General features: G+C 69.7%; 21 protein-coding genes. 2 read left to right on the top strand and 19 right to left on the bottom strand.

Features of this window, described 5'->3' with window-relative positions; genetic code table 11:
* The first annotated feature begins 70 nt into the window (after positions 1–70).
* Complete coding sequence (locus M8I34_RS15135) at positions 71–1,306, top strand: sensor histidine kinase (RefSeq protein ID WP_250049997.1); 1,236 nt, start codon at positions 71–73, stop codon at positions 1,304–1,306.
* A complete protein-coding gene (locus M8I34_RS15130; RefSeq protein WP_250049996.1) occupies positions 1,303–1,995 on the top strand; it encodes a response regulator transcription factor in 693 nt (230 codons plus the stop codon). Before M8I34_RS15135 ends, M8I34_RS15130 begins: the two co-directional genes overlap by 4 nt.
* 193 nt (positions 1,996–2,188) lie before the next feature.
* On the opposite strand, the gene M8I34_RS15125 is transcribed toward M8I34_RS15130, so the two are convergent.
* From M8I34_RS15125 to rho, 19 genes are all read right to left on the bottom strand, one after another.
* Positions 2,189–2,632: a DUF2550 domain-containing protein gene (locus M8I34_RS15125; RefSeq protein WP_030981913.1), complete on the bottom strand. Its 444-nt coding sequence runs from the start codon at positions 2,630–2,632 to the stop codon at positions 2,189–2,191.
* 148 nt (positions 2,633–2,780) lie between these two features.
* The gene (locus M8I34_RS15120; protein ID WP_030981912.1) at positions 2,781–3,164 is read right to left on the bottom strand and encodes a F0F1 ATP synthase subunit epsilon; all 384 of its coding nucleotides are present in this window, start codon (positions 3,162–3,164) and stop codon (positions 2,781–2,783) included.
* A gap of 108 nt (positions 3,165–3,272) precedes the next feature.
* Positions 3,273–4,715, bottom strand: a complete 1,443-nt coding sequence (gene atpD, locus M8I34_RS15115) for a F0F1 ATP synthase subunit beta (RefSeq protein ID WP_250049995.1) — start codon at positions 4,713–4,715, stop codon at positions 3,273–3,275.
* Positions 4,716–4,720: 5 nt separating this feature from the next.
* Complete coding sequence (locus M8I34_RS15110) at positions 4,721–5,638, bottom strand: F0F1 ATP synthase subunit gamma (RefSeq protein ID WP_250049994.1); 918 nt, start codon at positions 5,636–5,638, stop codon at positions 4,721–4,723.
* A 20-nt stretch (positions 5,639–5,658) separates the two neighbouring features.
* Positions 5,659–7,251: a F0F1 ATP synthase subunit alpha gene (gene atpA / locus M8I34_RS15105; RefSeq protein ID WP_030081265.1), complete on the bottom strand. Its 1,593-nt coding sequence runs from the start codon at positions 7,249–7,251 to the stop codon at positions 5,659–5,661.
* Positions 7,252–7,465: 214 nt separating this feature from the next.
* Positions 7,466–8,281 carry a F0F1 ATP synthase subunit delta gene (locus tag M8I34_RS15100; RefSeq protein WP_250049993.1) on the bottom strand — a complete coding sequence of 272 codons (816 nt, stop codon included), beginning with the start codon at positions 8,279–8,281 and terminating at the stop codon, positions 7,466–7,468.
* Positions 8,278–8,847, bottom strand: a complete 570-nt coding sequence (locus M8I34_RS15095) for a F0F1 ATP synthase subunit B (RefSeq protein ID WP_030081257.1) — start codon at positions 8,845–8,847, stop codon at positions 8,278–8,280. Before M8I34_RS15095 ends, M8I34_RS15100 begins: the two co-directional genes overlap by 4 nt.
* A 38-nt stretch (positions 8,848–8,885) precedes the next feature.
* On the bottom strand, positions 8,886–9,134 hold the full coding sequence (gene atpE / locus M8I34_RS15090) for an ATP synthase F0 subunit C (RefSeq protein ID WP_018087389.1): 249 nt from the start codon (positions 9,132–9,134) through the stop codon (positions 8,886–8,888).
* A gap of 76 nt (positions 9,135–9,210) precedes the next feature.
* The gene (gene atpB / locus M8I34_RS15085; protein WP_250050035.1) at positions 9,211–10,005 is read right to left on the bottom strand and encodes a F0F1 ATP synthase subunit A; all 795 of its coding nucleotides are present in this window, start codon (positions 10,003–10,005) and stop codon (positions 9,211–9,213) included.
* Between the two features lie 279 nt (positions 10,006–10,284).
* Positions 10,285–10,722: a hypothetical protein gene (locus M8I34_RS15080; RefSeq protein WP_250049992.1), complete on the bottom strand. Its 438-nt coding sequence runs from the start codon at positions 10,720–10,722 to the stop codon at positions 10,285–10,287.
* Between the two features lie 289 nt (positions 10,723–11,011).
* Positions 11,012–12,346, bottom strand: coding sequence for an MraY family glycosyltransferase (locus M8I34_RS15075; protein WP_244418688.1), 1,335 nt, complete (start codon positions 12,344–12,346; stop codon positions 11,012–11,014).
* A gap of 99 nt (positions 12,347–12,445) precedes the next feature.
* Complete coding sequence (glyA, locus tag M8I34_RS15070; protein WP_250049991.1) at positions 12,446–13,834, bottom strand: serine hydroxymethyltransferase; 1,389 nt, start codon at positions 13,832–13,834, stop codon at positions 12,446–12,448.
* Between the two features lie 144 nt (positions 13,835–13,978).
* Entirely contained in the window at positions 13,979–14,656 is a 678-nt protein-coding gene (locus M8I34_RS15065; protein ID WP_374210912.1) for a protein-tyrosine-phosphatase, read from the bottom strand.
* Positions 14,653–15,300 (bottom strand): L-threonylcarbamoyladenylate synthase, encoded by a 648-nt coding sequence (locus M8I34_RS15060; RefSeq protein WP_030081247.1) that lies wholly within the window; start codon positions 15,298–15,300, stop codon positions 14,653–14,655. Before M8I34_RS15060 ends, M8I34_RS15065 begins: the two co-directional genes overlap by 4 nt.
* A 70-nt stretch (positions 15,301–15,370) precedes the next feature.
* The gene (gene prmC, locus M8I34_RS15055) at positions 15,371–16,216 is read right to left on the bottom strand and encodes a peptide chain release factor N(5)-glutamine methyltransferase (protein WP_030081245.1); all 846 of its coding nucleotides are present in this window, start codon (positions 16,214–16,216) and stop codon (positions 15,371–15,373) included.
* Between the two features lie 121 nt (positions 16,217–16,337).
* Positions 16,338–17,417 carry a peptide chain release factor 1 gene (gene prfA / locus M8I34_RS15050; RefSeq protein ID WP_244418692.1) on the bottom strand — a complete coding sequence of 360 codons (1,080 nt, stop codon included), beginning with the start codon at positions 17,415–17,417 and terminating at the stop codon, positions 16,338–16,340.
* Positions 17,418–17,587: 170 nt separating this feature from the next.
* Positions 17,588–17,812, bottom strand: a complete 225-nt coding sequence (rpmE, locus tag M8I34_RS15045; RefSeq protein ID WP_030081241.1) for a 50S ribosomal protein L31 — start codon at positions 17,810–17,812, stop codon at positions 17,588–17,590.
* Between the two features lie 172 nt (positions 17,813–17,984).
* Positions 17,985–19,112: an LCP family protein gene (locus M8I34_RS15040; RefSeq protein ID WP_250049989.1), complete on the bottom strand. Its 1,128-nt coding sequence runs from the start codon at positions 19,110–19,112 to the stop codon at positions 17,985–17,987.
* Positions 19,113–19,523: 411 nt separating this feature from the next.
* Entirely contained in the window at positions 19,524–21,602 is a 2,079-nt protein-coding gene (gene rho, locus M8I34_RS15035; protein WP_244418694.1) for a transcription termination factor Rho, read from the bottom strand.
* Between the last annotated feature and the right edge of the window lie 59 nt (positions 21,603–21,661).

Here is a 21,661-nt window from a genome sequence, read left to right as displayed (position 1 = left end):
GTAGCACGCGCCGTACGGGGATGACCCGGACGTGGAGGCAGCGGGCCCCGGCGCCGTGTTTGATGGAGGGGTGACCGCCAGATCCCTCGCCGCCCCCGGCCGGCCGCACCGCCTCGATGTGCTCATCGCGGGCGGCGGGCTGCTCGGCGGGCTGCTGCTCTGGGCGCTGAATCTGCACGGCGGTCCCTCGCTCCTGGGGCTGCCCCCCTCCCTCACCCTGGTCGCGCTCGCCGCCATGTCGGTGGCCGAACTGATGCGCCGTACGGCCCCGATGGCGGCGCTGGGCCTCGCGGTGCCGGCCCTGGCACTGGACATCTCCGCCGGCACCCTGGTCGCCACCGTCCTGATGTTCACGGACGTGGTCTACGCGGCGGTGCTCTACGGCCCGCCCGGCGCGGCCCGCCGGATCCCGCTGCACTCCGTCCTGGTGACGGTCCTGGCGGCCATCGCACTGACCGCGGTCTGGCAGACCCCGCAGGTCGTCATGGCCATCATCGGCATCGCGCTGGTCACCATCACCCCCGCCTGGACCGGCATCATCCTCCGCAACCACCGCGACGCCGCGCAGGCCGCCCAGCTGCGGGCCGAGCAGATCGCGCTGCTGGCCGAGATCGACCGGACGCAGGCGGTGGCCGGCGAGCGGGCACGGATGGCACGGGAGCTGCACGACATGGTCGCCAACCACCTGTCCGCCATCGCGATCCATTCGACCGCGGCCCAGTCCATCGACGACCCCGCGGCGACCCGCGAGGCGCTCGGGGTGATCCGGGAGAACAGCGTGCAAGGTCTGGCCGAAATGCGCCGTCTCATCGGGCTGTTGCGGAGCCCGAAGGCGGACGACGAGGACGAGGAGCCCGCCGCGACCCCCACGCTCGACGGACTGGACGCGCTGATCGACCAGGCCCGTACGAGCGGCCGGAGCAGCGGACTGACCTTCGTGCTGGACGACGCCCGGAACCCGGACGGCCCGGGGGCGGGGCCGGAACCGGCGGCCCCCGTGGAACTGGCCGCCTACCGCATCGTCCAGGAGTCGCTGACCAACGCCCTCAAGCACGCCGCGCCCGGCGAGGTGCTGGTGCGCCTGGCCCATGACCGCGGCGGGGCGCTCACCGTCGCCGTCCGCAGTCCGTTCGCCGCCCGCCCCGGCCCCCGTGCGCCCGGCTCCGGCACGGGGCTGGTCGGGATGCGTGAGCGGATCGCCCTGCTGGGCGGAGCATTCGAGGCCGGCCCGGAGAGCGGGCCGGCCGGCACAGTCTGGCTGGTGCGGGCAGCATTGCCCGCCGCCGAGGAGGAAGAGCAACGATGACAGGCGCCGACGCGCAGCCGATCCGGGTTCTCGTCGCCGAGGACCAGTCCGCCGTACGGGCCGGGCTGGTCCTCATCCTGCGCTCCGCCCCCGACATCGAGGTCGTCGGGGAGGCGGAGGACGGTGAGGAGGCGGTACGGCTCGCCCGCGAGCTGCGACCCGCCCTCGTCCTCATGGACATCCAGATGCCCCGCCTCGACGGGGTCTCCGCCACCCGGCAGGTGGTCTCCGAGAAGCTGGCGGATGTGCTGGTGCTGACCACCTTCGACCTGGACGAATACGTCTTCGGGGCGCTACGGGCGGGAGCGGCAGGTTTTCTCCTCAAGGACAGCGACGCGGCCGCGCTGCTGACCGCGGTGCGCACCGTGGCGTCCGGCGAGGGGCTGATCGCTCCGGCGGTGACCCGGCGGCTGATCGCGGAGTTCGCGAGCCCGCGCACGCCGGTGCGGCGTTCTGCCCGGGAGGGCGAGGCGCCGGATCCGGCGGTCCTGGACGCGCTGACGCCACGCGAGCGGGAGGTACTGGGGTGTCTGGGGCGGGGGCTGTCGAACGCCGATATCGCGCTCCGCCTGGCCATGGCGGAGGCCACCGTGAAAACACACGTCAGCAGGCTGCTGGCGAAGCTGGACCTGCGCAGCCGGGTGCAAGCGGCCGTGCTGGCACAGGAGTTGGGGGTGGACGGGCCTTAGGGGGCGGGGGCGTGGGCGGGAGCCGTAGTCCTTGAACCGCCCGTAGGACGTGGACCGCCCGTAGGACATGGACCGGCCGTAGGACGTGGACGGCCCCGTAGGGCGTCGTCGAACACGTCCCGTAGGGGGTGGACAGCCCCCCTGCGGGGCCAGAACGCAATGGGCTCGGGGGTTGTTCCCCCGGGCCGCGCGATCAGGCCACGTTCACCCGCTGTCCGGGCGGAGCCGCCTCCAGCCAGGCGAGGAAGCCGGTGAGCGCGTCCTCGCTCATCGCCAGTTCCAGGTGGGTGCCACGGTGCCGGCAGGCCAGCACGATGGAGTCGGAGAGCAGCGCCAGCTCCTCCTCGCCCTGAGGGGTGCGGCGCTCCAGGACCTCGATGGCGGAGCGCTCCAGGAGACGGCGTGGCCGGGGCGCGTACGAGAACACCCGGAACCATTCGATCCGGTCGCCGTTGTAGCGGGCCACACCGTAGATCCAGCCCTTGCCGCCGGTCTCGTTCTCCGGCACGTTCCAGCGCAGGCTGCAATCGAAGGTGCCACCGGACCGCTGGATCAGCCGCCGCCTCAGTCCGAAGACGAACAGCCCCAGCAGCACCAGTACCACGACCGCGCCGCTCACAAGCAGAGCGAGGACCATCTCGACCGACCTCCTCGCCTCGGTGGGGGTGCCCCCGCGTCGTTCCGGCGTGGGGGAGGGAAACGCACCTGCATTGCCTCAGCCGCGGGCCGCTCCGGACAACTCCGGGCAGCCCGCGGCTGAGGATCGATCTCGTCGGTGACGGGGCTCAGTGAACGCCCGTCACCGCACGCAGCCGGACATCGGCGCGACGCTCGGCGGCCGCGTCAGCGTCCGACTTCGCTCGCTCCAGGGCCCGCTCCGCGCGCTGGACATCGATCTCGTCCGACAGTTCGGCCACCTCTGCGAGCAGAGACAGCTTGTTGTCGGCGAAAGAGATGAAGCCGCCGTGCACTGCGGCGACGACGGTGCCGTCCCCGCTCTCGCCGGTCGTACGAATCGTCACCGGGCCCGACTGCAGCACGCCGAGCAGCGGCTGGTGTCCGGGCATGACTCCGATGTCGCCCGACGAGGTGCGCGCGACGACCAGGCTGGCCTCGCCGGACCAGACCTGACGGTCCGCGGCGACCAACTCGACGTGCAGCTCAGCCACGATGGCTCCTCGGGTCTCCACCTGCCTGGCTCGGCAGATGTTGGGTCAAATACTAGTGGTCGTACGGGCCGGGGGCGGCCAGGGCCGCCCCCGGGACCGGTACCGGGGTCAGGAGACGCCCAGCTCCTTGGCATTGGCCTTCAGGTCCTCGATGCCACCGCACATGAAGAACGCCTGCTCGGGGAAGTGGTCGTAGTCGCCGTCCGCGATCGCGTTGAACGCGGTGATCGACTCGTCGAGCGGCACGTCCGAGCCGTCGACACCGGTGAACTGCTTCGCCACGTGGGTGTTCTGCGACAGGAACCGCTCGATACGACGGGCGCGGTGGACGGTGAGCTTGTCCTCCTCGCCGAGCTCGTCGATACCCAGAATCGCGATGATGTCCTGGAGGTCCTTGTACTTCTGCAGGATCGTCTTGACGCGCGAGGCGCAGTCGTAGTGCTCCTGCGTGATGTAGCGGGGGTCCAGGATCCGGGACGTCGAGTCCAGCGGGTCGACCGCCGGGTAGATGCCCTTCTCCGAGATCGGACGCGACAGAACGGTCGTCGCGTCCAGGTGGGCGAAGGTGGTGGCCGGCGCCGGGTCGGTCAGGTCGTCCGCGGGGACGTAGATCGCCTGCATCGAGGTGATCGAGTGACCACGGGTCGAGGTGATGCGCTCCTGGAGGAGACCCATCTCGTCGGCCAGGTTCGGCTGGTAACCCACCGCGGAGGGCATACGGCCGAGCAGGGTCGACACCTCGGAACCCGCCTGGGTGTACCGGAAGATGTTGTCGATGAAGAAGAGGACGTCCTGCTTCTGCACATCGCGGAAGTACTCCGCCATGGTCAGACCGGCCAGGGCGACGCGCAGACGGGTGCCCGGGGGCTCGTCCATCTGACCGAAGACCAGTGCGGTCTTGTCGATGACGCCGGACTCCGTCATTTCCTCGATGAGGTCGTTGCCCTCACGGGTGCGCTCGCCGACACCGGCGAACACCGACACACCGTCGTGGTTGTTGGCCACGCGGTAGATCATTTCCTGGATCAGAACGGTCTTGCCGACACCGGCACCACCGAACAGACCGATCTTGCCGCCCTTGACGTACGGGGTCAGCAGGTCGATGACCTTGACGCCGGTCTCGAACATCTCGGTCTTGGACTCGAGCTGGTCGAAGGTCGGGGCCTTGCGGTGGATGGGCCAGCGCTCGGTGACCTCGACCGTGGACGGGTCCACGTTCAGGATCTCGCCGAGGGTGTTGAACACCTTGCCCTTGGTGACGTCGCCGACCGGGACGGTGATCCCGGCGCCGGTGTCGGTCACCGCGGCCTGGCGGACCAGACCGTCGGTGGGCTGCATGGAGATCGCACGGACCAGGCCTTCGCCCAGGTGCTGGGCGACCTCGAGGGTCAGCGTCTTGAGCTTGCCCTGCTCGGCCGGGTCGGCGACCTCGACGGTCAGCGCGTTGTAGATCTCCGGCATGGCGTCGACGGGGAACTCCACGTCGACGACCGGGCCGATGACCCGGGCGACGCGGCCCGTTGCCGTGGCCGTTTCAACAGTGGTGGTCATAGTGGTCAGTCACTCCCCGCGGTCGCGTCGGCCAGAGCACTGGCACCACCGACGATCTCGCTGATTTCCTGGGTGATTTCGGCCTGTCGGGCCGCGTTGGCAAGCCGCGAGAGCGACTTGATGAGGTCTTCCGCATTGTCGGTCGCCGACTTCATCGCACGACGCGTGGCGGCGTGCTTGGAGGCGGCGGCCTGCAGAAGCGCGTTGTAGATCCGCGACTCGACATACCGCGGAAGCAGGGCGTCGAGGACGTCCTCGGCCGACGGCTCGAACTCGAAGAGCGGAAGGATCTCGCCCTTGGACGGCTCCTCCGACTCCTCCGCCTTGCCGAGGCTGAGCGGCAGCAGCCGGTCGTCGATCGCCGTCTGCGTCATCATCGAGAGGAACTCGGTGGTGACGATGTGGAGTTCGTCCACCCCGCCCTCGGCCGTGTCCCGCTGGACGGCCTCGATCAGCGGTGCGGCGACCGCCTTGGCGTCCGCGTACGTCGGGCTGTCGGTGAAACCGGTCCACGACTCCACGACCTTGCGCTCGCGGAAGCTGTAGTACGACACACCCTTGCGCCCGACGATGTAGGCGTCGACCTCCTTGCCCTCGGCCTTGAGCCGCTCGGTGAGCTGCTCCGCGGCCTTGATGACATTGGAGGAGTAGCCGCCGGCCAGACCGCGGTCGCTCGTGATGAGCAGCAGCGCGGCCCGGGTGGGCTGCTCCACCTCGGTCGTCAGCGGGTGCTTGGTGTTCGAGCCCGTGGCAACCGCCGTCACCGCGCGGGTCAGTTCACTCGCGTACGGCGTCGACGCCGCCACCTGGCGCTGCGCCTTGACGACGCGCGAGGCGGCGATCATCTCCATCGCCTTGGTGATCTTCTTGGTCGCGGTGACGGAGCGGATGCGACGCTTGTAGACCCGGAGCTTGGCTCCCATGGATCAGGTCCCTTCCGTCGTCACTTGCTGGTGCCGGCCGGGGCGTCCTCGCCGAGCAGCTTGCCGTCCGAGGTCTCGAACTGCCGCTTGAAGCCTTCGACGGCCTCGGCGATCGCACCGATGGTGTCGTCGGACATCTTGCCGCCCTCGACGATGCTGGTCAGCAGGTCCTTCTTCTCCCGGTGGAGGTGGTCCAGGAGCTCCCGCTCGAAGCGGCGGATGTCCTCGACCGGCACGTCGTCCATCTTGCCGTTGGTACCGGCCCAGATGGAGATGACCTGGTCCTCGGTGGAGTACGGGGCGTACTGACCCTGCTTGAGCAGCTCGGTCATCCGCTTACCGCGCTCCAGCTGCGCCTTGGAGGCCGCGTCCAGGTCGGAACCGAAGGCGGCGAACGCCTCCAGCTCGCGGTACTGGGCGAGGTCCACGCGAAGCCGGCCGGAGACCTGCTTCATGGCCTTGTGCTGGGCGGAGCCACCGACACGGGAGACGGAGATACCGACGTTCAGCGCCGGGCGCTGGCCCGCGTTGAACAGGTCGGACTCCAGGAAGCACTGGCCGTCGGTGATGGAGATGACGTTGGTCGGAATGAAGGCCGACACGTCGTTCGCCTTGGTCTCGACGATCGGGAGACCGGTCATCGAGCCGGCGCCCATGTCGTCGGAGAGCTTGGCGCAGCGCTCCAGCAGACGCGAGTGCAGGTAGAAGACGTCGCCCGGGTAGGCCTCACGGCCCGGCGGACGGCGCAGCAGCAGCGACACGGCGCGGTAGGCGTCGGCCTGCTTCGAGAGGTCATCGAAGATGATCAGGACGTGCTTGCCCTGGTACATCCAGTGCTGGCCGATGGCCGAGCCGGTGTAGGGCGCCAGGTACTTGAAGCCCGCCGGGTCGGACGCCGGGGCGGCGACGATGGTGGTGTACTCCAGGGCGCCGGCCTCCTCCAGCGCACCGCGCACGGACGCGATGGTGGAGCCCTTCTGGCCGATGGCGACGTAGATGCAGCGGACCTGCTTCTTCGGGTCGCCGGTGCGCCAGTTGTCGCGCTGGTTGATGATCGTGTCGACGGCCAGGGCGGTCTTGCCGGTCTGGCGGTCACCGATGATCAGCTGACGCTGGCCACGGCCGATCGGCACCATGGAGTCGACGGCCTTGTAGCCGGTCTCCATGGGCTCGTGGACCGACTTACGGACCATGACGCCCGGAGCCTGAAGCTCCAGGGCGCGGCGGCCCTCGGACTCGATCTCGCCGAGGCCGTCGATCGGGTTGCCCAGCGGGTCGACGACGCGGCCGAGGTAGCCCTCGCCCACGGCGACCGAGAGCACCTCACCGGTGCGCTGCACCGGCTGGCCCTCCTCGATGCCGCTGAACTCGCCGAGGACGACCGCACCGATCTCGCGCTCTTCCAGGTTCAGCGCAAGACCGAGGGTGCCGTCCTCGAACTTCAGCAGTTCGTTCGCCATCGCCGAGGGAAGGCCCTCGACATGCGCGATGCCGTCTCCGGCATCGCTGACCGTGCCGACCTCCTCGCGCGAGGCCGCGTCCGGCTTGTACGCCTGGACGAAGTTCTCCAGCGCGTCCCGGATCTCCTCCGGCCGGATCGTGAGCTCCGCCATCTGGGTTCCCTGCTCTCCTTGTTGGGCCCGAAGTTACTTGCGGGTGTCCGGGGGTCTGTCCCCCGGGGGGTTTCCGCTTACGGCCCAACTCGGGCCGCCGTCGTGCTTGTGCTGGTCCCCGGGGCTTCTTCCGGACCGCAGCCGGACCTCTCGGTCCGGCCGGCTGGTCCGGCGCCTGACCGCCGGTTGTGCAGCTCTTGAGTTGGTGGCTGGGTCAGCCGGCCATCCGCCGGGCCGCCTCGTCGAGGCGCTCCGCGATGGTCCCGTTGATGACCTCGTCGCCGATCCGGACCTGCACTCCGCCGAGGACCTCGGGGTCCACGTCGAGGTTCAGGTGGATCTGCCGTCCGTACAGCTGCGCCAGGGAAGCGCCCAGGCGCTGCCGCTGCCCTTCGCTGAGGGGCACCGCGGAGGTGACCACCGCGACCATCCGGTCCCGGCGGCTCGCCGCCAGCTTGGAGAGGGCATCGAGCCCCGCCTCCAGGCTACGACCCCGCGGCTGTACGACAAGGCGGATCACGACGCGCTCGGTGACCGGGTTCGCCCGGCCGCCCAGCAGCGTGTGCAACAGCTCCGTCTTCGCCGCGACCGTCGCGTTCCGGTCGGTCAGCGCACGCCGCAGCTCGCCGTTGGAGCTGACGATCCGGCCGAACCGGAACAGCTCGTCCTCGACGTCGTCGAGCTGGCCGGCCCGCTGCGCGGCGACGAGGTCGGCGCTGTAGGCCAGCTCCTCGAGCGCGTCCGTGAGGTCGCGCGAGCGCGACCAGCGGGACCGGACCATGCCGCGCACCAGGTCGACGGCGGGGCCGCCGACCTGGCTGCCCAGCAGCCGCCCGGCCAGTTCGGCCCGCGCCTCGCCGGGCTGCGCCGGGTCGGTCAGAACCCGACGCAGCGACACCTCGCGGTCGAGCAGAGCGGTGACGGCAGCCAGCTCCTCGGCGAGCTTCGCCGCGTCGACGGAGGTGTCGTCCGTCAGCGCGTCGAAACGCTCGCGTGTGGAGGCGAGTGCCTCGCGGCTCGCTCCGTTCATCGGCCGGCCTCAGCCTTCGTCGAGCCCGCGGCCGCCTTGCCCTCGACCTCGTCGAGGAAGCGGTCGATGGTCCGGCTCTGCCGGGCGTGCTCCTCGAGGGACTCGCCGACGATCTTGCCGGCCAGGTCGACGGCGAGCGTGCCGACGTCCCGGCGCAGCGCCTGCGCGGCCTGCTTACGGTCCGCCTCGATCTGGGCGTGACCGGCAGCGATGATCTCCTCGCGCTGCCGCTGACCCTCGGCGCGCATCTCAGCAATGAGAGTCGCGCCCTGCTCCTGCGCCTCCTGGCGCAGTCGCGCGGCCTCGTGGCGGGCGTCGGCCAGCTGCGCGCGGTAGTCCGCGAGCACCTGCTGGGCCTCGGCCTGAGTCGCCTCGGCGTCCTCCATCCGGCCTTCGATCAGCTTCCGACGCTCGTCCAGAACCTTGTTGATGTTCGGGAGGAGCTTCTTGGCCAGGAAGCCGAAAACGATGAAGAAAGCGATCAGGCCGATGACCAGCTCTGGAATCGGCGGGATCAGGGGGTTCTCAGGAACCTCCGCCGCCATGTTGAAGCCCAGGGCGTTCACATCAATGCCTTCCGTCTGTCGGTGATTGCAGCAGTCCGTCAGGCCTTGAAGAGGAAGCCCATGACGATGCCGATCAGGGCGAGCGCCTCACAGAAGGCGAAACCCATGATCTGGTTGGTGCGGATCAGGCCGGCAGCCTCGGGCTGGCGGGCGAGGGCCTGGGTGCCGTTACCGAAGATGATGCCGACGCCGACGCCGGGGCCGATCGCGGCGAGGCCGTAACCGATCGAGCCGAGGTTGCCGGTGACGCCGGCGGCGAGGTTGACAGTCTCGAGAGCAGCGGACATGCCGTTACTTCCTTCTCTTTCACGGACCGGTGGGGGTTGGCCACCGGGCGTCTATAGGGGCTGGGGAAACAGGGGCTCAGTGGTGCTCGGCGAGCGCGCCCTGGAGGTAGTTCGCGGTCAGGAGCACGAAGACGTACGCCTGCACGGCCTGGATGAACAGCTCGAACGCGGTCAGCAGGATGGTCATGACGAACGAGGCGCCGGCGTAGACCACGCCGAATCCGTTCAGCAGGTACCAGGTGGCGATCGTGAACATCAGCAGCAGGAGGTGACCGGCGAACATGTTCGCGAAGAGCCGGACCGCGTGGGTGAAGGGCCGGATGATCAGGTTCGAGAGGAGCTCGATGACGATCAGCATCGGCAGGACCGCGCCGAGCGACTTGTCGTAGCCGCTGAAGTTCTTCAGCGCGCCGACGAAGCCGTGCCTCTTGAAGGTCAGGGTGACCCACGTGACGTAGACGATCGCGGCGAGGCCGGCGGGGAACGCGATGATCGAGGTCACCGGGAACTGGGCGATCGGCACGATCGACCACAGATTCATGATCCAGACGAAGAAGAACAGCGAGACCATGAAGGGGACGTACTTCTCGCCCTCCTTCTTGCCGAGCGCGTCGTAGACAATCCCGCGGCGCACGAAGTCATAACCCGCTTCGCCGATCATCTGCAGCTTGCCCGGGACCACCTTGGCCTTGCCGAACGCCGCCCAGAAGAACCACACGACCACGACGGTGCTGAGCAGCGCCAGCAGCATGACCTTGTTGAACTCGAAGCCGTTGATGGTGAACAGCGGCTTGAAGACGAACGAATGAAGCCCGGGAGCAGGGAAGCCGCACCCGGAAAAGATGTGGCAGTCGGTCTCGAAGGCGAGCATCGTTTCAGCACTCACCGCGAGCTCCTTCAGCGTGGCGCATGGGTACGGCAACCTCGTTGTGTCGGCGCGGCGTTGAGCCACGGAGCGGCACTGGACTGGTCTTACGGATTAGGGGGCGGCTGGCGGGCGCTGGGCCCGGCCACATCACAGGCATCGGCCGCGAGAACCGCCGGTTCCATCGAGTGGAACCTGGGAGTTCAGCCGCCTGCGCCAACTGTGCCGCAGTTGGCACCGGACGATAGCAGGCCCGCAAGTGGGCTTTTATCTCGGCCCTACGTGTCACGTCGGCGACCCCGCCGTCTCCGCCTTCTTCGTCTCGGCGGAGTCGGGGTCCACGTACAGAATCTTCGCCTTCATATGACCGCGGGTCTGTGCCGCGATCCATACGAGGGTGGCGCCGAGCAAGGTGAACGCAAATGCCTTGGTGTCGAAAAACGTTGTGTCCTTGAACGCGATCAGGAAGACCGCCACGAAGAGGATCTGCACCGTGTACAGCAGCAGTCCCATCATCTGGAACAGCTGCGGGTGGTTCTTCGCGGTCTTCTGTAGGACCACCAGACCTGCACCCATGACGAGCAGCACCAGCACGGTGCCGACGACAGCGCCGAGCGCTCCTGTCGCGCCGGCGACCGCAGCGCTCACGGCAACGGCGATGGCGCCGATGGCGAGCGTGGGCACAACGGCGTGCAGAAGTAGTCGGGCGTCATTCGACTGCATGGCGGCGCTCCGGCAAAAGGTGGGGGTTGTGTCGTCAGGGACGAGCGTAGACCCGGCCTGAGGCGGAACCTGAGGCAGAAGAAGCGTCGCACTACGCTCCCTCGGCTCTATCGCCGGGTTTCGTGAACGGTATCACAAACTATTTGATGAGGTCTTTACCTGGTTCGTGTGGACCCTGTCACACCTGAGCGTGAACGTGCGCGTTGGTGCACTGACGGCCAGCTTTTTGTCTGGTATGGGGTCAACCGACCCGATTCGTGTCCCGCGTTCGGGCGATCAAGACGGCGGATCAGCGGTGACTGCCCGCCCTCCGGTGTTCCACGAAGCGTGAGCGGTCGCCGATCGCGGTGGCCCCGTTGATGCCCGCCGGGACCGGTTCGCGCTCCTCCTCCGGCTCGGCGGCGCTCTCGCCGTCCGTCTCCGCGGCCGGCGCCGTCGCATGGGCGGCCCGGCGGTAGCGAGGCGGCACCATCCACTCCGCCCAGCGCGGCGTGCGCGGCGTGAAGCGCGGCAGCAGGAGCAGCACCAGTCCCACCGCGCTCAGCAGCACGATGCCCAGCACGATCCACATGCTGGCGTTGTTCACCGAGTACGCGACCGCACCGAACGCGATCAGGGCCGACCAGAAGTACATGATCAGCACGGCCCGGCTGTGCGAGTGCCCGATCTCCAGCAGCCGGTGGTGCAGATGCCCGCGGTCGGCCGCGAACGGCGACTGGCCCTGCCACGTACGCCGCACGATCGCCAGGACCAGGTCGGCGACCGGCACCGCGATGACCGTCAGCGGCAGCAGCAGCGGGATGTAGACGGGCACCATCGCGTGGGTCGCCTCACGCAGACCGCCCGCCTTCACGTTGAGCAGGTCCGGGTCCACCTGGCCGGTCACCGAGACCGCGCCCGCGGCCATCACCAGACCGATCAGCATCGAGCCCGAGTCGCCCATGAAGATCCGCGCCGGGTGCATGTTGTGCGGCAGGAAGCCCAGGCACATGCCCATCAGAACGACCGAGAACAGCGTGGCCGGCGCGGCCGCTTCGATGCCGTAGCCGAACCACATCCGGTACGCGTACATGAAGAACGCCGCGGCGGCGATGCACACCATGCCGGAGGCGAGGCCGTCCAGGCCGTCGACGAAGTTCACCGCGTTGATGGTGATCACGACGAGGGCGACGGTCAGCAGGGTGCCCTGCATCGGGGTCAGCGAGACCGTGCCGACGCCGGGGATCGGGATCCAGAGGATCGTCAGGCCCTGAAGGACCATCACGCCCGCGGCGATCATCTGACCGCCGAGCTTGACCAGCGCGTCCACGCCCCACTTGTCGTCCAGGACGCCGAGGATCCAGATCAGGGCGGCGCCGGACAGCAGCGCCCTGGGCTCGTTGGAGTTCTCGAAGACGCTCTTGAGGTTGGTCAGATGCGAGGCGACCAGCAGACCGGCGCACAGCCCGCCGAACATCGCGATACCGCCGAGCCGTGGCGTCGGCTCGCGGTGCACATCACGCGCGCGGATCTCCGGCATCGCCCCGGCCGCGATGGCGAACTTCCGCACCGGGCCGGTCAGCAGGTAGGTCACCGCGGCCGTGACGCACAGCGTCAGCAGGTATTCACGCACGGGCTGCCCCATTGGTATAGCTGGCCATCACAGCCCCACACCCTATGCGTGTCTGCCCCCTGGCCGTGAATACAGGAGTAGACGCCTCGTGTCAGCGGGTGGTTCCCGCCCTCATCCGTGATCGGGATAAGGCGGAAAGCCGCGGACCAAAGCGACGGCCCGGGAGCGGGTCGAGCTGTCCTCCTCCAGCGCCGCCACGATCAGCTCGGCGACCGCCTTCATCTCGGCCTCGCCCATCCCCTGCGTCGTCACCGCGGCGGTGCCCAGCCGGACGCCGGTCCGGCGGGCCGCGAGGTCGTCGGGGGCCTCGACGCACGGCAGTGCGCAGGTGTCCAGCACGATCCCGGCGGCGGCCAGCCGGCCCCGCGCGGTGCGTGCGTCCAGGCCGAGCGGGGCGGTATCGGCGGTGATCAGATGGGTGTCGGTGCCGCCGGTGGTGATCGTCAGCCCGTGTCCGGCCAGTGCCCCGGCGAGCGCGCGGGCATTGGCGACGACCTGGTGCGCGTACGCGCCGAAGGCGGGCGTGGCGGCCTCCCCGAAGGCGACGGCCTTGGCCGCGACGGCGTTCATCTGGGCACCGCCCTGGGTGAAGGGGAACACCGCCCGGTCGATGCGCTCGGCCAGCTTCGCGCCGCACAGGATCAGCCCGCCGCGCGGCCCGCGCAGCACCTTGTGTGTGGTTCCGCACACCACATGGGCGTACGGGACGGGGCTGGGCGCCGCTCCCCCGGCGATCAGGCCGAGCGGATGCGCGACATCCGCGATCAGATAGGCGCCGGTCTCGTCGGCGATGTCGCGGAAGGCGGCGTAGTCGATGTGCCGGGGGTAGGAGATCGAGCCACAGACGATGGCCTTGGGCCGGCGGGCGCGGGCCAGCTCGCGGATCGCGTCGTAGTCCAGCAGCCCGGTCTGCTCGTCGACCCCGTAGCCGACGAAGTCGAACCAGCGGCCGGAGAAGTTGGCGGGCGATCCGTGGGTGAGGTGTCCGCCGTGCGGGAGGGACATGGCCAGGACGGTGTCACCGGGGCGCAGCAGGGCGGCGTAGGCGGCCAGAACGGCCGAAGACCCGGAGTGTGCCTGGACGTTGGCGTGTTCGGCGCCGAACAGGGCCTTGGCGCGTTCCACCGCGATCCGCTCGGCGAGGTCGACGATCTCGCAGCCGCCGTGGTGCCGGGCGCCCGGATAGCCCTCGGCGTATTTGTTGCCCAGCAGGGAGCCGAGGGTGGCGAGGACGGCCGGTGAGGTGAAGTTCTCCGCGGCGATCAGCTGGAGCCCGTCGCTCTGCCGGGTGCTCTCACCGAACAGCACGCCGGCGATCTCGGGGTCCTGGCGCAGCAGGGCGTCGAAGTCCGGGGCGCCGGCCGGCCGGGTGACGGCGTCACGGGCGGCGGCCCGTGCGGGGTCCGCCGCGCTCTCGGCGGGCCCGGCCGGCGCGGGCTCCGCGGCCCGGGAAGGGGCGGCCGGGGTCTCGTTACGGGGTGACGCGGTGGTGGCAGGCATCGCTTGCTCCGGGCCTCGTACGGGGACGTAGTCCCAATGTAGGCGCGGCGGGGCGATCGGGCGCGGTGTGCGGGCCGACAGGGTCCACACCCCCGCACAGGGGCCCTCAGGGGGCCTGTCTCCCCGGTCTGGGGGAGACAGGCCTCAGGCTCGCGCCGGGACCCCTGTGAGGGCGGTGACGACCGGGTCGAGCGCCTGGTTGATCTCGTCGCCGATGGAGCGGAAGAAGGTGATGGGGGCCCCGTAGGGGTCGTAGACCTCGTCGGACTCCGGGTTGGGCGCCAGCAGCCAGCCGCGCAGCGCGGCGGCGGCGCCGACCAGTGCGCGGGCGCGCTCGACCAGCCCGCCGTCCGGCCGGTCCGGGTCGGGCTCGGGCAGCGTGGCGGGGTCTATGGCCCGCACCAGCCGGTTGAACTCCTTGAGCGTGAACGTGCGCAGCCCCGCGGAGTGGCCCATCGAGATGACCTGGGCGCGGTGGTCACGGGTGGCGGTGAGCACCAGGTCGGCGCGGATGACGTGCTCGTCGAGCAGCTCACGGCCGATGAAGCCGGCCGGGTCGGCGCCGTAGTCGGTGAGCACCGTCGCGGCGTGGGTCTCCATCGGGGCGCCCTCATGGCCCCAGGTGCCGGCGCTCTCCACGAGCAGCCCGCCGCTGCGGGCCTCGCCCAGGCGCAGCTCCAGGGCATGGCGGTGCAGCCGCTCGGTGATCGGCGAGCGGCAGACGTTGCCGGTGCTGACGTGGAGAATCCGAAAAGGGGGTGAGGGGGGTACAGGGGGGTGGGTGCCTGGTCCCGCTATGCCACGCCCCAGGGGCGCCATCAATTGGCCACCTCGAGCTCGGGTACCACCTTGCGCAGCTCCTCCGCGGTGATCGCGCCTTCGCGCAGCAGCACCGGGGTCTTGCCGGTGACATCGACGATCGAGGAGGGCACGGCGGCGGGCGTGGGGCCGCCGTCGAGGTAGACGGAGACCGAGTCGCCCAGCATTTCCTGTGCGGCGTCGCAGTCCTGCGGGGACGGGTGGCCGGTGAGGTTGGCGCTGGAGACCGCCATCGGGCCGAAGTCGGTGAGCAGCTCGATCGCGACGGGGTGCAGCGGCATCCGCACCGCGACCGTGCCACGGGTCTCGCCCAGGTCCCAGGTCAGCGACGGCTGGTGCTTGGCGACGAGGGTGAGCGCACCGGGCCAGAAGGCGTCGACCAGCTCCCAGGCCTGCTCGGAGAAGTCGGTGACCAGGCCGTGCAGGGTGTTGGGGGACCCGACGAGGACCGGGGAGGGCATACCGCGGCCGCGGCCCTTGGCCTCCAGCAGGTCGCCGACGGCCTCGGCGCTGAAGGCGTCCGCGCCGATGCCGTAGACGGTGTCGGTCGGCAGCACGACCAGCTCACCGCGGCGGACGGCCGAGGCGGCCTCGCGCAGACCGGTGGTGCGGTCGGTCGCGTCGCTGCAGTCGTATCGCCGTGCCATTACGGGACCTCCTCGTGCGAAACGAATACTTCGGATGCATCGGCTGCATCAGGCGCCGAAGCGGGACGCGTCATGGCGTCGCCCGGCGCGCGGTGGCGAAACGGGGCCTGTTGTTGAGGTCCGGGTGGTCGGCCGCATCGGCCCAGCCCCGCTCCTCGGTGAAGATCCACGGCACCTGCCCGCCCTGGGTGTCGGCATGCTCGATGACGACGACACCGCCGGGGCGCAGCAGTCGGTGTGCGGTCCGCTCGATGCCCCGGATCGTGTCCAGGCCGTCCTGCCCCGAGAACAGCGCGAGCTCGGGGTCGTGGTCGCGGGCCTCGGGTGCGACGTACTCCCACTCGGTCAGCGGGATGTACGGCGGGTTGGAGACGACCAGGTCGACCTGCCCGTCCAGTTCGGGAAGCGCGGTCAGCGCGTCGCCGTGATGGAGAACGACGCGGGACCCCTCGACGTTCTTGCGGGCGTAGTCAAGGGCTTCTTCGGACAGCTCCACGGCGTGCACCCGCGAGCGGGGCACCTCCTGCGCGAGGGCGAGGGCGATGGCCCCCGAGCCGGTGCACAGGTCGACGATCAGCGGCTCGACGACGTCCATGGCCCGTACGGCGTCTATCGCCCAGCCGACCACCGACTCGGTCTCCGGGCGGGGCACGAACACCCCTGGCCCGACGGCGAGTTCGAGGTAGCGGAAGAACGCCCGGCCGGTGATGTGCTGGAGCGGCTCGCGCGCCTCGCGGCGGGCGACGGCCTCCCAGTAGCGGGCGTCGAAGTCCGCGTCCTTGACGTGGTGCAGCTCACCCCGTTTGACGCCGTGCACGAACGAGGCGAGTTCCTCGGCGTCGAAGCGCGGCGAGGGCACACCGGCGTCGGCCAGCCGCTGGGTGGCCTGGGCCACCTCGGCGAGCAGAAGGTTCACGGGGCCTTCCTCCTAGTGCGCTGCGTCTTCATTGGTGCGGGTCCGCCGTCGGTCGGCCGGGGTCCGGGGGCTGTCCCCGGGAAGTGCGGTCCCGGTCCGGTACGTACCGGACCGTGCGGGCTTACTGGGCGGCGGCGAGCTTGGCGGCCGAGTCGGCATCGACACACGCCTGGATGACCGGGTCGAGTTCGCCGTCGAGCACCTGGTCCAAGTTGTACGCCTTGAAGCCGACCCGGTGGTCCGAGATGCGGTTTTCCGGGAAGTTGTACGTACGGATGCGCTCCGAGCGGTCAACCGTACGAACCTGGCTGCGCCGGGCGTCCGACGCCTCCCGCTCGGCCTCTTCCTGCGCGGCGGCCAGCAGCCGGGAGCGCAGGATGCGCATCGCCTGCTCCTTGTTCTGGAGCTGGCTCTTCTCGTTCTGGCAGGAGACGACGATGCCGGTGGGCAGGTGCGTGATGCGCACCGCGGAGTCGGTGGTGTTGACGGACTGGCCGCCGGGCCCGGAGGAGCGGTAGACGTCGATCCGCAGGTCGTTGGGGCCGATCTCGACCTCGACCTCCTCGGCCTCGGGCGTGACCAGCACGCCGGCCGCGGAGGTGTGGATCCGGCCCTGCGATTCGGTGGCGGGCACGCGCTGTACGCGGTGCACTCCGCCTTCGTACTTCAGCCGCGCCCAGACGCCCTGTCCCGGCTCGGTGGCACCGTTCCCGCCCTTGGTCTTCACGGCGACCTGGACGTCCTTGTAGCCGCCGAGGTCGGACTCGTTGGCCTCCAGGATCTCGGTCTTCCAGCCGGCCCGCTCGGCGTAGCGCAGATACATCCGCAGCAGGTCGCCGGCGAACAGCGCGGACTCCTCGCCGCCCTCGCCGGCCTTGACCTCGAGGATGACGTCCTTGTCGTCGCTGGGGTCCCGCGGGACGAGCAGCAGCCGCAGCTTTTCGGTCAGCTCATCGCGCCGGGCGTCGAGCTCCTTGACCTCGTCGGCGAAGTCCGGGTCGTCCGCGGCGAATTCGCGCGCGGTCTCCATGTCCTCGCCGGTCTGCTTCCAGTCGCGGTACGTCGCGATGATCGGGGTCAGTTCGGCGTAGCGCTTGTTGAGCCGCATGGCCTCGCGCTGGTCGGCGTGGACCGCGGGGTCGGCCAGCCGCTTCTCGAGATCGGCGTGCTCGCCGATCAGTTCCTCGACCGCCTCGAACATCGTGGGGTTCCTCTACTGGCTGCTGTGGTGACCCGGGTACCGGGGCGCTGGCACATCTGCGGCTGCGCCGCGGGCCCCGGCCCCGAACGGGAGCCAAGGGCCAGGACGACAAAACGCCGGTCCGGTCACCCCTGGGCAGGGGCGACCGGAGACCGGCGCCTTGCGGGTCGCTACTTCTTGGCGGCGGCAGCGCCCTTGCCGAAGCGGGCCTCGAAGCGGGCCACGCGGCCGCCCGTGTCCATGATCTTCTGCTTGCCGGTGTAGAACGGGTGGCACTCGGAGCAGACGTCGGCGCGGATGTTTCCGCCGGCGACCGTGCTACGGGTGGTGAAGGACGCGCCACAGGTGCAGCTGACCTGGGTCTCGACGTACTCCGGGTGGATGTCGCGCTTCAAGGGATTCTCCTAGGTTCGGGAGTGCACCGGGTCGTGTCGCGGATTGCGTCACGTGAACCGGGGCCGACGGTCCAGTCTGCCAGGACTAGGCGTATCTCCCAAAACCGGGGTGGGGCCGCATCTATTCCCGGCCGGTTCCGGGGCCGCCGGACCCCGGAACCCTGCCGTCCGGCTACTTCACGTATTTGTCCGTGCCGCCCTGGTCACCGGCCGAGCCCTTGATCGCGGACTTGGGGATCTCCTTGTCCTGGCGCAGCGCGTCCCAGACCTGCCCGCTCTTCTTCTCCAGCGGCACCACACGGTCCGGGTTGGCCGGGTCGTACGTCACCGGCAGCGTCACCATGTCGATGTTCTCCGATCCGATGCCGCCCAGGCTCTTGGCCAGGCCGGCCAGCTCGCTGACCGAGTTGAGGTCGGTGTCGGTGGTGATGGCCTTGGTGGCCGTGTCGGCGATGTCGTAGAGCTTGGTGGGGTTGGTGAACACCCCGACGTTCTTGACCTGGTTCATCAGGGCCTTGATGAACGTCTGCTGCAACTGGATGCGGCCCAGGTCGCTGCCGTCGCCGCCGGGCACGCCGTGCCGGGTCCGGACGAGGCCGAGCGACTGCTCGCCGTTGAGGGTGTGCTTGCCGGGCTGGAGATGCAGATGGCTGTGGTCGTCGTCGATCGCCTTGCTGGTGGTGACGTCCACCCCGCCCAGCGCGTCGATGAGCTTCTTGAAGCCGGTGAAGTCGACCTCGACGAAGTGGTTCATACGGACATTGCTGATCGACTCGACGGTCCTGACCGCGCAGGTCGGCCCGCCGACCTCGAACGCCGTGTTGAACATCGCCCGCTGCGCGCCGGGGACGTTCTTGCCGTTCTTGGTGGTGCAGTCGGGGCGCTTGATCATGGTGTCCCGGGGGACGCTGACCACGCTGGCCTTCTTGTGGCCCTTGTACACGTGCACGATCATCGCCGTGTCGGACCGCGCGGCACCCTCGTCCTTGCCGTACTCCCCGTTCTTGCCGGCGCGGGAGTCGGACCCCATCACGAGGATGTTCATCGAGCCGTCGTCGACCGCCTTCGGCCGGTCATGTCCGAGGGCGGCGTTGATGTCGACGCCCTTCAGATTGCCGTTGAGCTTGAAGTAGACGTAGCCGAGTCCGGCCCCACCCAGGAGTACGACGCTGGTCAGCGTGCACAGGGTGATGGTCAGCGCTCGGCGCCGTCGGGTCGGGCCCTTGCGCCGGCGGCCCGTGGCACGTATGCCGCGGGCACGGCTTTCGGCCGTCTTCGCGGTCCCGTTGCTGTCCGCCATCTGCTCCTCAGTCCTCGTTCGCTCGGCTGCCCCTCGCCGCCGCCGTGCCGTGCTGTGCGCCGCCACGGCCCGTTGCTCCTTGTCAGACGGGAGGTCGACGGGAAGGGTTGCACAGCGAGTCATGAGCGATTTCTTAGAAATCTGCGGCGGCCCGGCCCACCGGCTCGGGACCTTGGTCCTCCCCACCTGGGCTTTCGGCCCTTTTCCCGGCATGGCTGGAACCATGCGGGTTGCACTGATCTGTGCGGAACGTCTCAAGCGCGTCGTGTGTACCGCCCGCGGAACGCGGACCGGCTCACACGACGCCGTCCGCGGACCCCGCCCGTAACGGACAACGCAGTGCAAAGCCCCCCTCGCCTACAGCGGCGAGGGGGGCTCTGCGGTACGGCGCCAGGACGCGCCCGACGGGCGTCAGTCGTTGCCGTTGCCCGCGGTCGGCGTCGTCTTCTGGATCTGGAGCAGGAACTCCGCGTTGGACTTCGTCTGCTTCATCTTGTCCAGCAGCAGCTCGATGGCCTGCTGCTGGTCCAGGGCGTGCAGCACCCGGCGCAGCTTCCAGACGACCGCGAGCTCGTCGCTGCCCATCAGGATCTCTTCCTTACGGGTGCTGGACGCGTCCACGTCCACCGCCGGGAAGATGCGCTTGTCCGAGAGCTTGCGGTCGAGCTTGAGCTCCAGGTTGCCGGTGCCCTTGAACTCCTCGAAGATCACCTCGTCCATCCGCGAGCCGGTCTCGACCAGCGCGGTGGCCAGGATGGTCAGCGAGCCGCCGTCCTCGATGTTGCGCGCCGCACCGAAGAAGCGCTTCGGCGGGTAGAGCGCGGTCGAGTCGACACCACCGGACAGGATGCGGCCGGAGGCCGGGGCGGCGAGGTTGTACGCACGTCCCAGACGGGTGATCGAGTCCAGCAGGACGACCACGTCGTGACCCAGCTCGACGAGGCGCTTGGCACGCTCGATGGCCAGCTCGGCGACGGTGGTGTGGTCCTCGGCCGGGCGGTCGAAGGTCGAGGAGATGACCTCGCCCTTGACCGACCGCTGCATGTCGGTGACCTCTTCCGGACGCTCGTCGACCAGGACGACCATCAGGTGGCACTCGGGGTTGTTGCGGGTGATCGAGTTGGCGACCGCCTGCATGATCATGGTCTTGCCGGTCTTCGGCGGGGCCACGATCAGGCCACGCTGGCCCTTGCCGATCGGCGTGACCAGGTCGATGATCCGGGTCGTCAGGCCGCCCGACTCACCCTCCAGGCGCAGTCGCTCCTGCGGGTAAAGGGGCGTCAGCTTCCCGAACTCCGGCCGTCCGCGGCCCTGTTCGGGCGCCACGCTGTTGACGGTGTCGAGCCGGACCAGCGCGTTGAACTTCTCGCGGCGCTCGCCGTCCTTGGGCTGGCGGACCGCGCCGGTGACGTGGTCGCCCTTGCGCAGGCCGTTCTTACGGACCTGGGCGAGCGAGACGTACACGTCGTTCGGGCCGGGCAGGTAGCCGGAGGTCCGGATGAACGCGTAGTTGTCGAGGATGTCGAGGATGCCCGCGACCGGGATCAGGACGTCGTCCTCGGACACCTGCGGCTCGTTGCCGAAGTCCTCACGGCCCCCGCGACGGCCCCGGCGGTCGCGGTAGCGGCCGCGACGGCCCCGGCGGCCGCCCTCGAAGTCGTCGTCGTCATCGGTACGGCGGTCGCGCTGACGCTGGCCGCCCTGACCACCCTGACCACCCTGGCCGCCGCCGTCGCCGGCGTCACCCTTGCGGCGGTCACCACGGTCACCACGGTCACCGCGGTCGCCACGGTCACGCTGGCGCTGGCCGCGCTCACCGCGGTCGCCCTTCTGCCCGCGGTCCTGGCGGTCGCCGCGGTCCTGGCGCTCGCCGCCCTTGCTGGGCCGGCCCTCGCCGGTCTCCTGCGGGGAGGTCGCGGTGTCGGTCTTGGCATCCGCCTTGACCTCGGTCTTCGCCTCGACCCTGGTCTCGGTCTTGACGTCGCCCGAGGCGCCCTCGGGGCTGCCCGCGGCGGCGGTGGCGCGGCGCCGGCGGCGCTCACCGGCCGGCTGCTCGTCGCTGACCGGCTGGCCGGGGATGTCGATCTGCTGCTGGGCCCCGGACTTGTCCGCGGCCTTGTCGCCCTTGTCGGACTTGGCGGCCTTGCCGGCGGCCTGCTCCGCGCTGTCGTCGCCGGTACGGGCCTTGGAGGTCGTACGGCGCTTGGGCTTGGTCTCGGTGTCGGCGGACGCGTCGGCCTTGGCGGCGGCGCCCGAGCTGCCGGCCTGCTTCTCCTTGATGACCTCGATCAGCTGGCTCTTGCGCATCCGCGCGGTGCCCTTGATACCGAGGCCGGAGGCGACCTGCTGAAGCTCTGCCAGGACCATGCCGTCAAGGCCGGTGCCGGAACGGCGGCGCCGCGTGCTAGCAGGCGCGGCGGGAGCGTCCGTGGCGGGCGCGGTGGCACTGCCATCGGTGCGCGCGCCCATCAGATCGGTGGTGTCGCTCACGAAGGGTCCTTCCCTGGAGCGGGCGTCGGCCTGTCTGGCTCGGCGACCGGTTGTGCTGT

Source organism: Streptomyces sp. MCA2 (assembly GCF_023544705.1).
GTDB lineage: Bacteria > Actinomycetota > Actinomycetes > Streptomycetales > Streptomycetaceae > Streptomyces > Streptomyces decoyicus.
The sequence above is the reverse complement of the archived record's forward strand: the minus strand, read 5'-3'. Positions and strand labels throughout refer to the sequence as shown.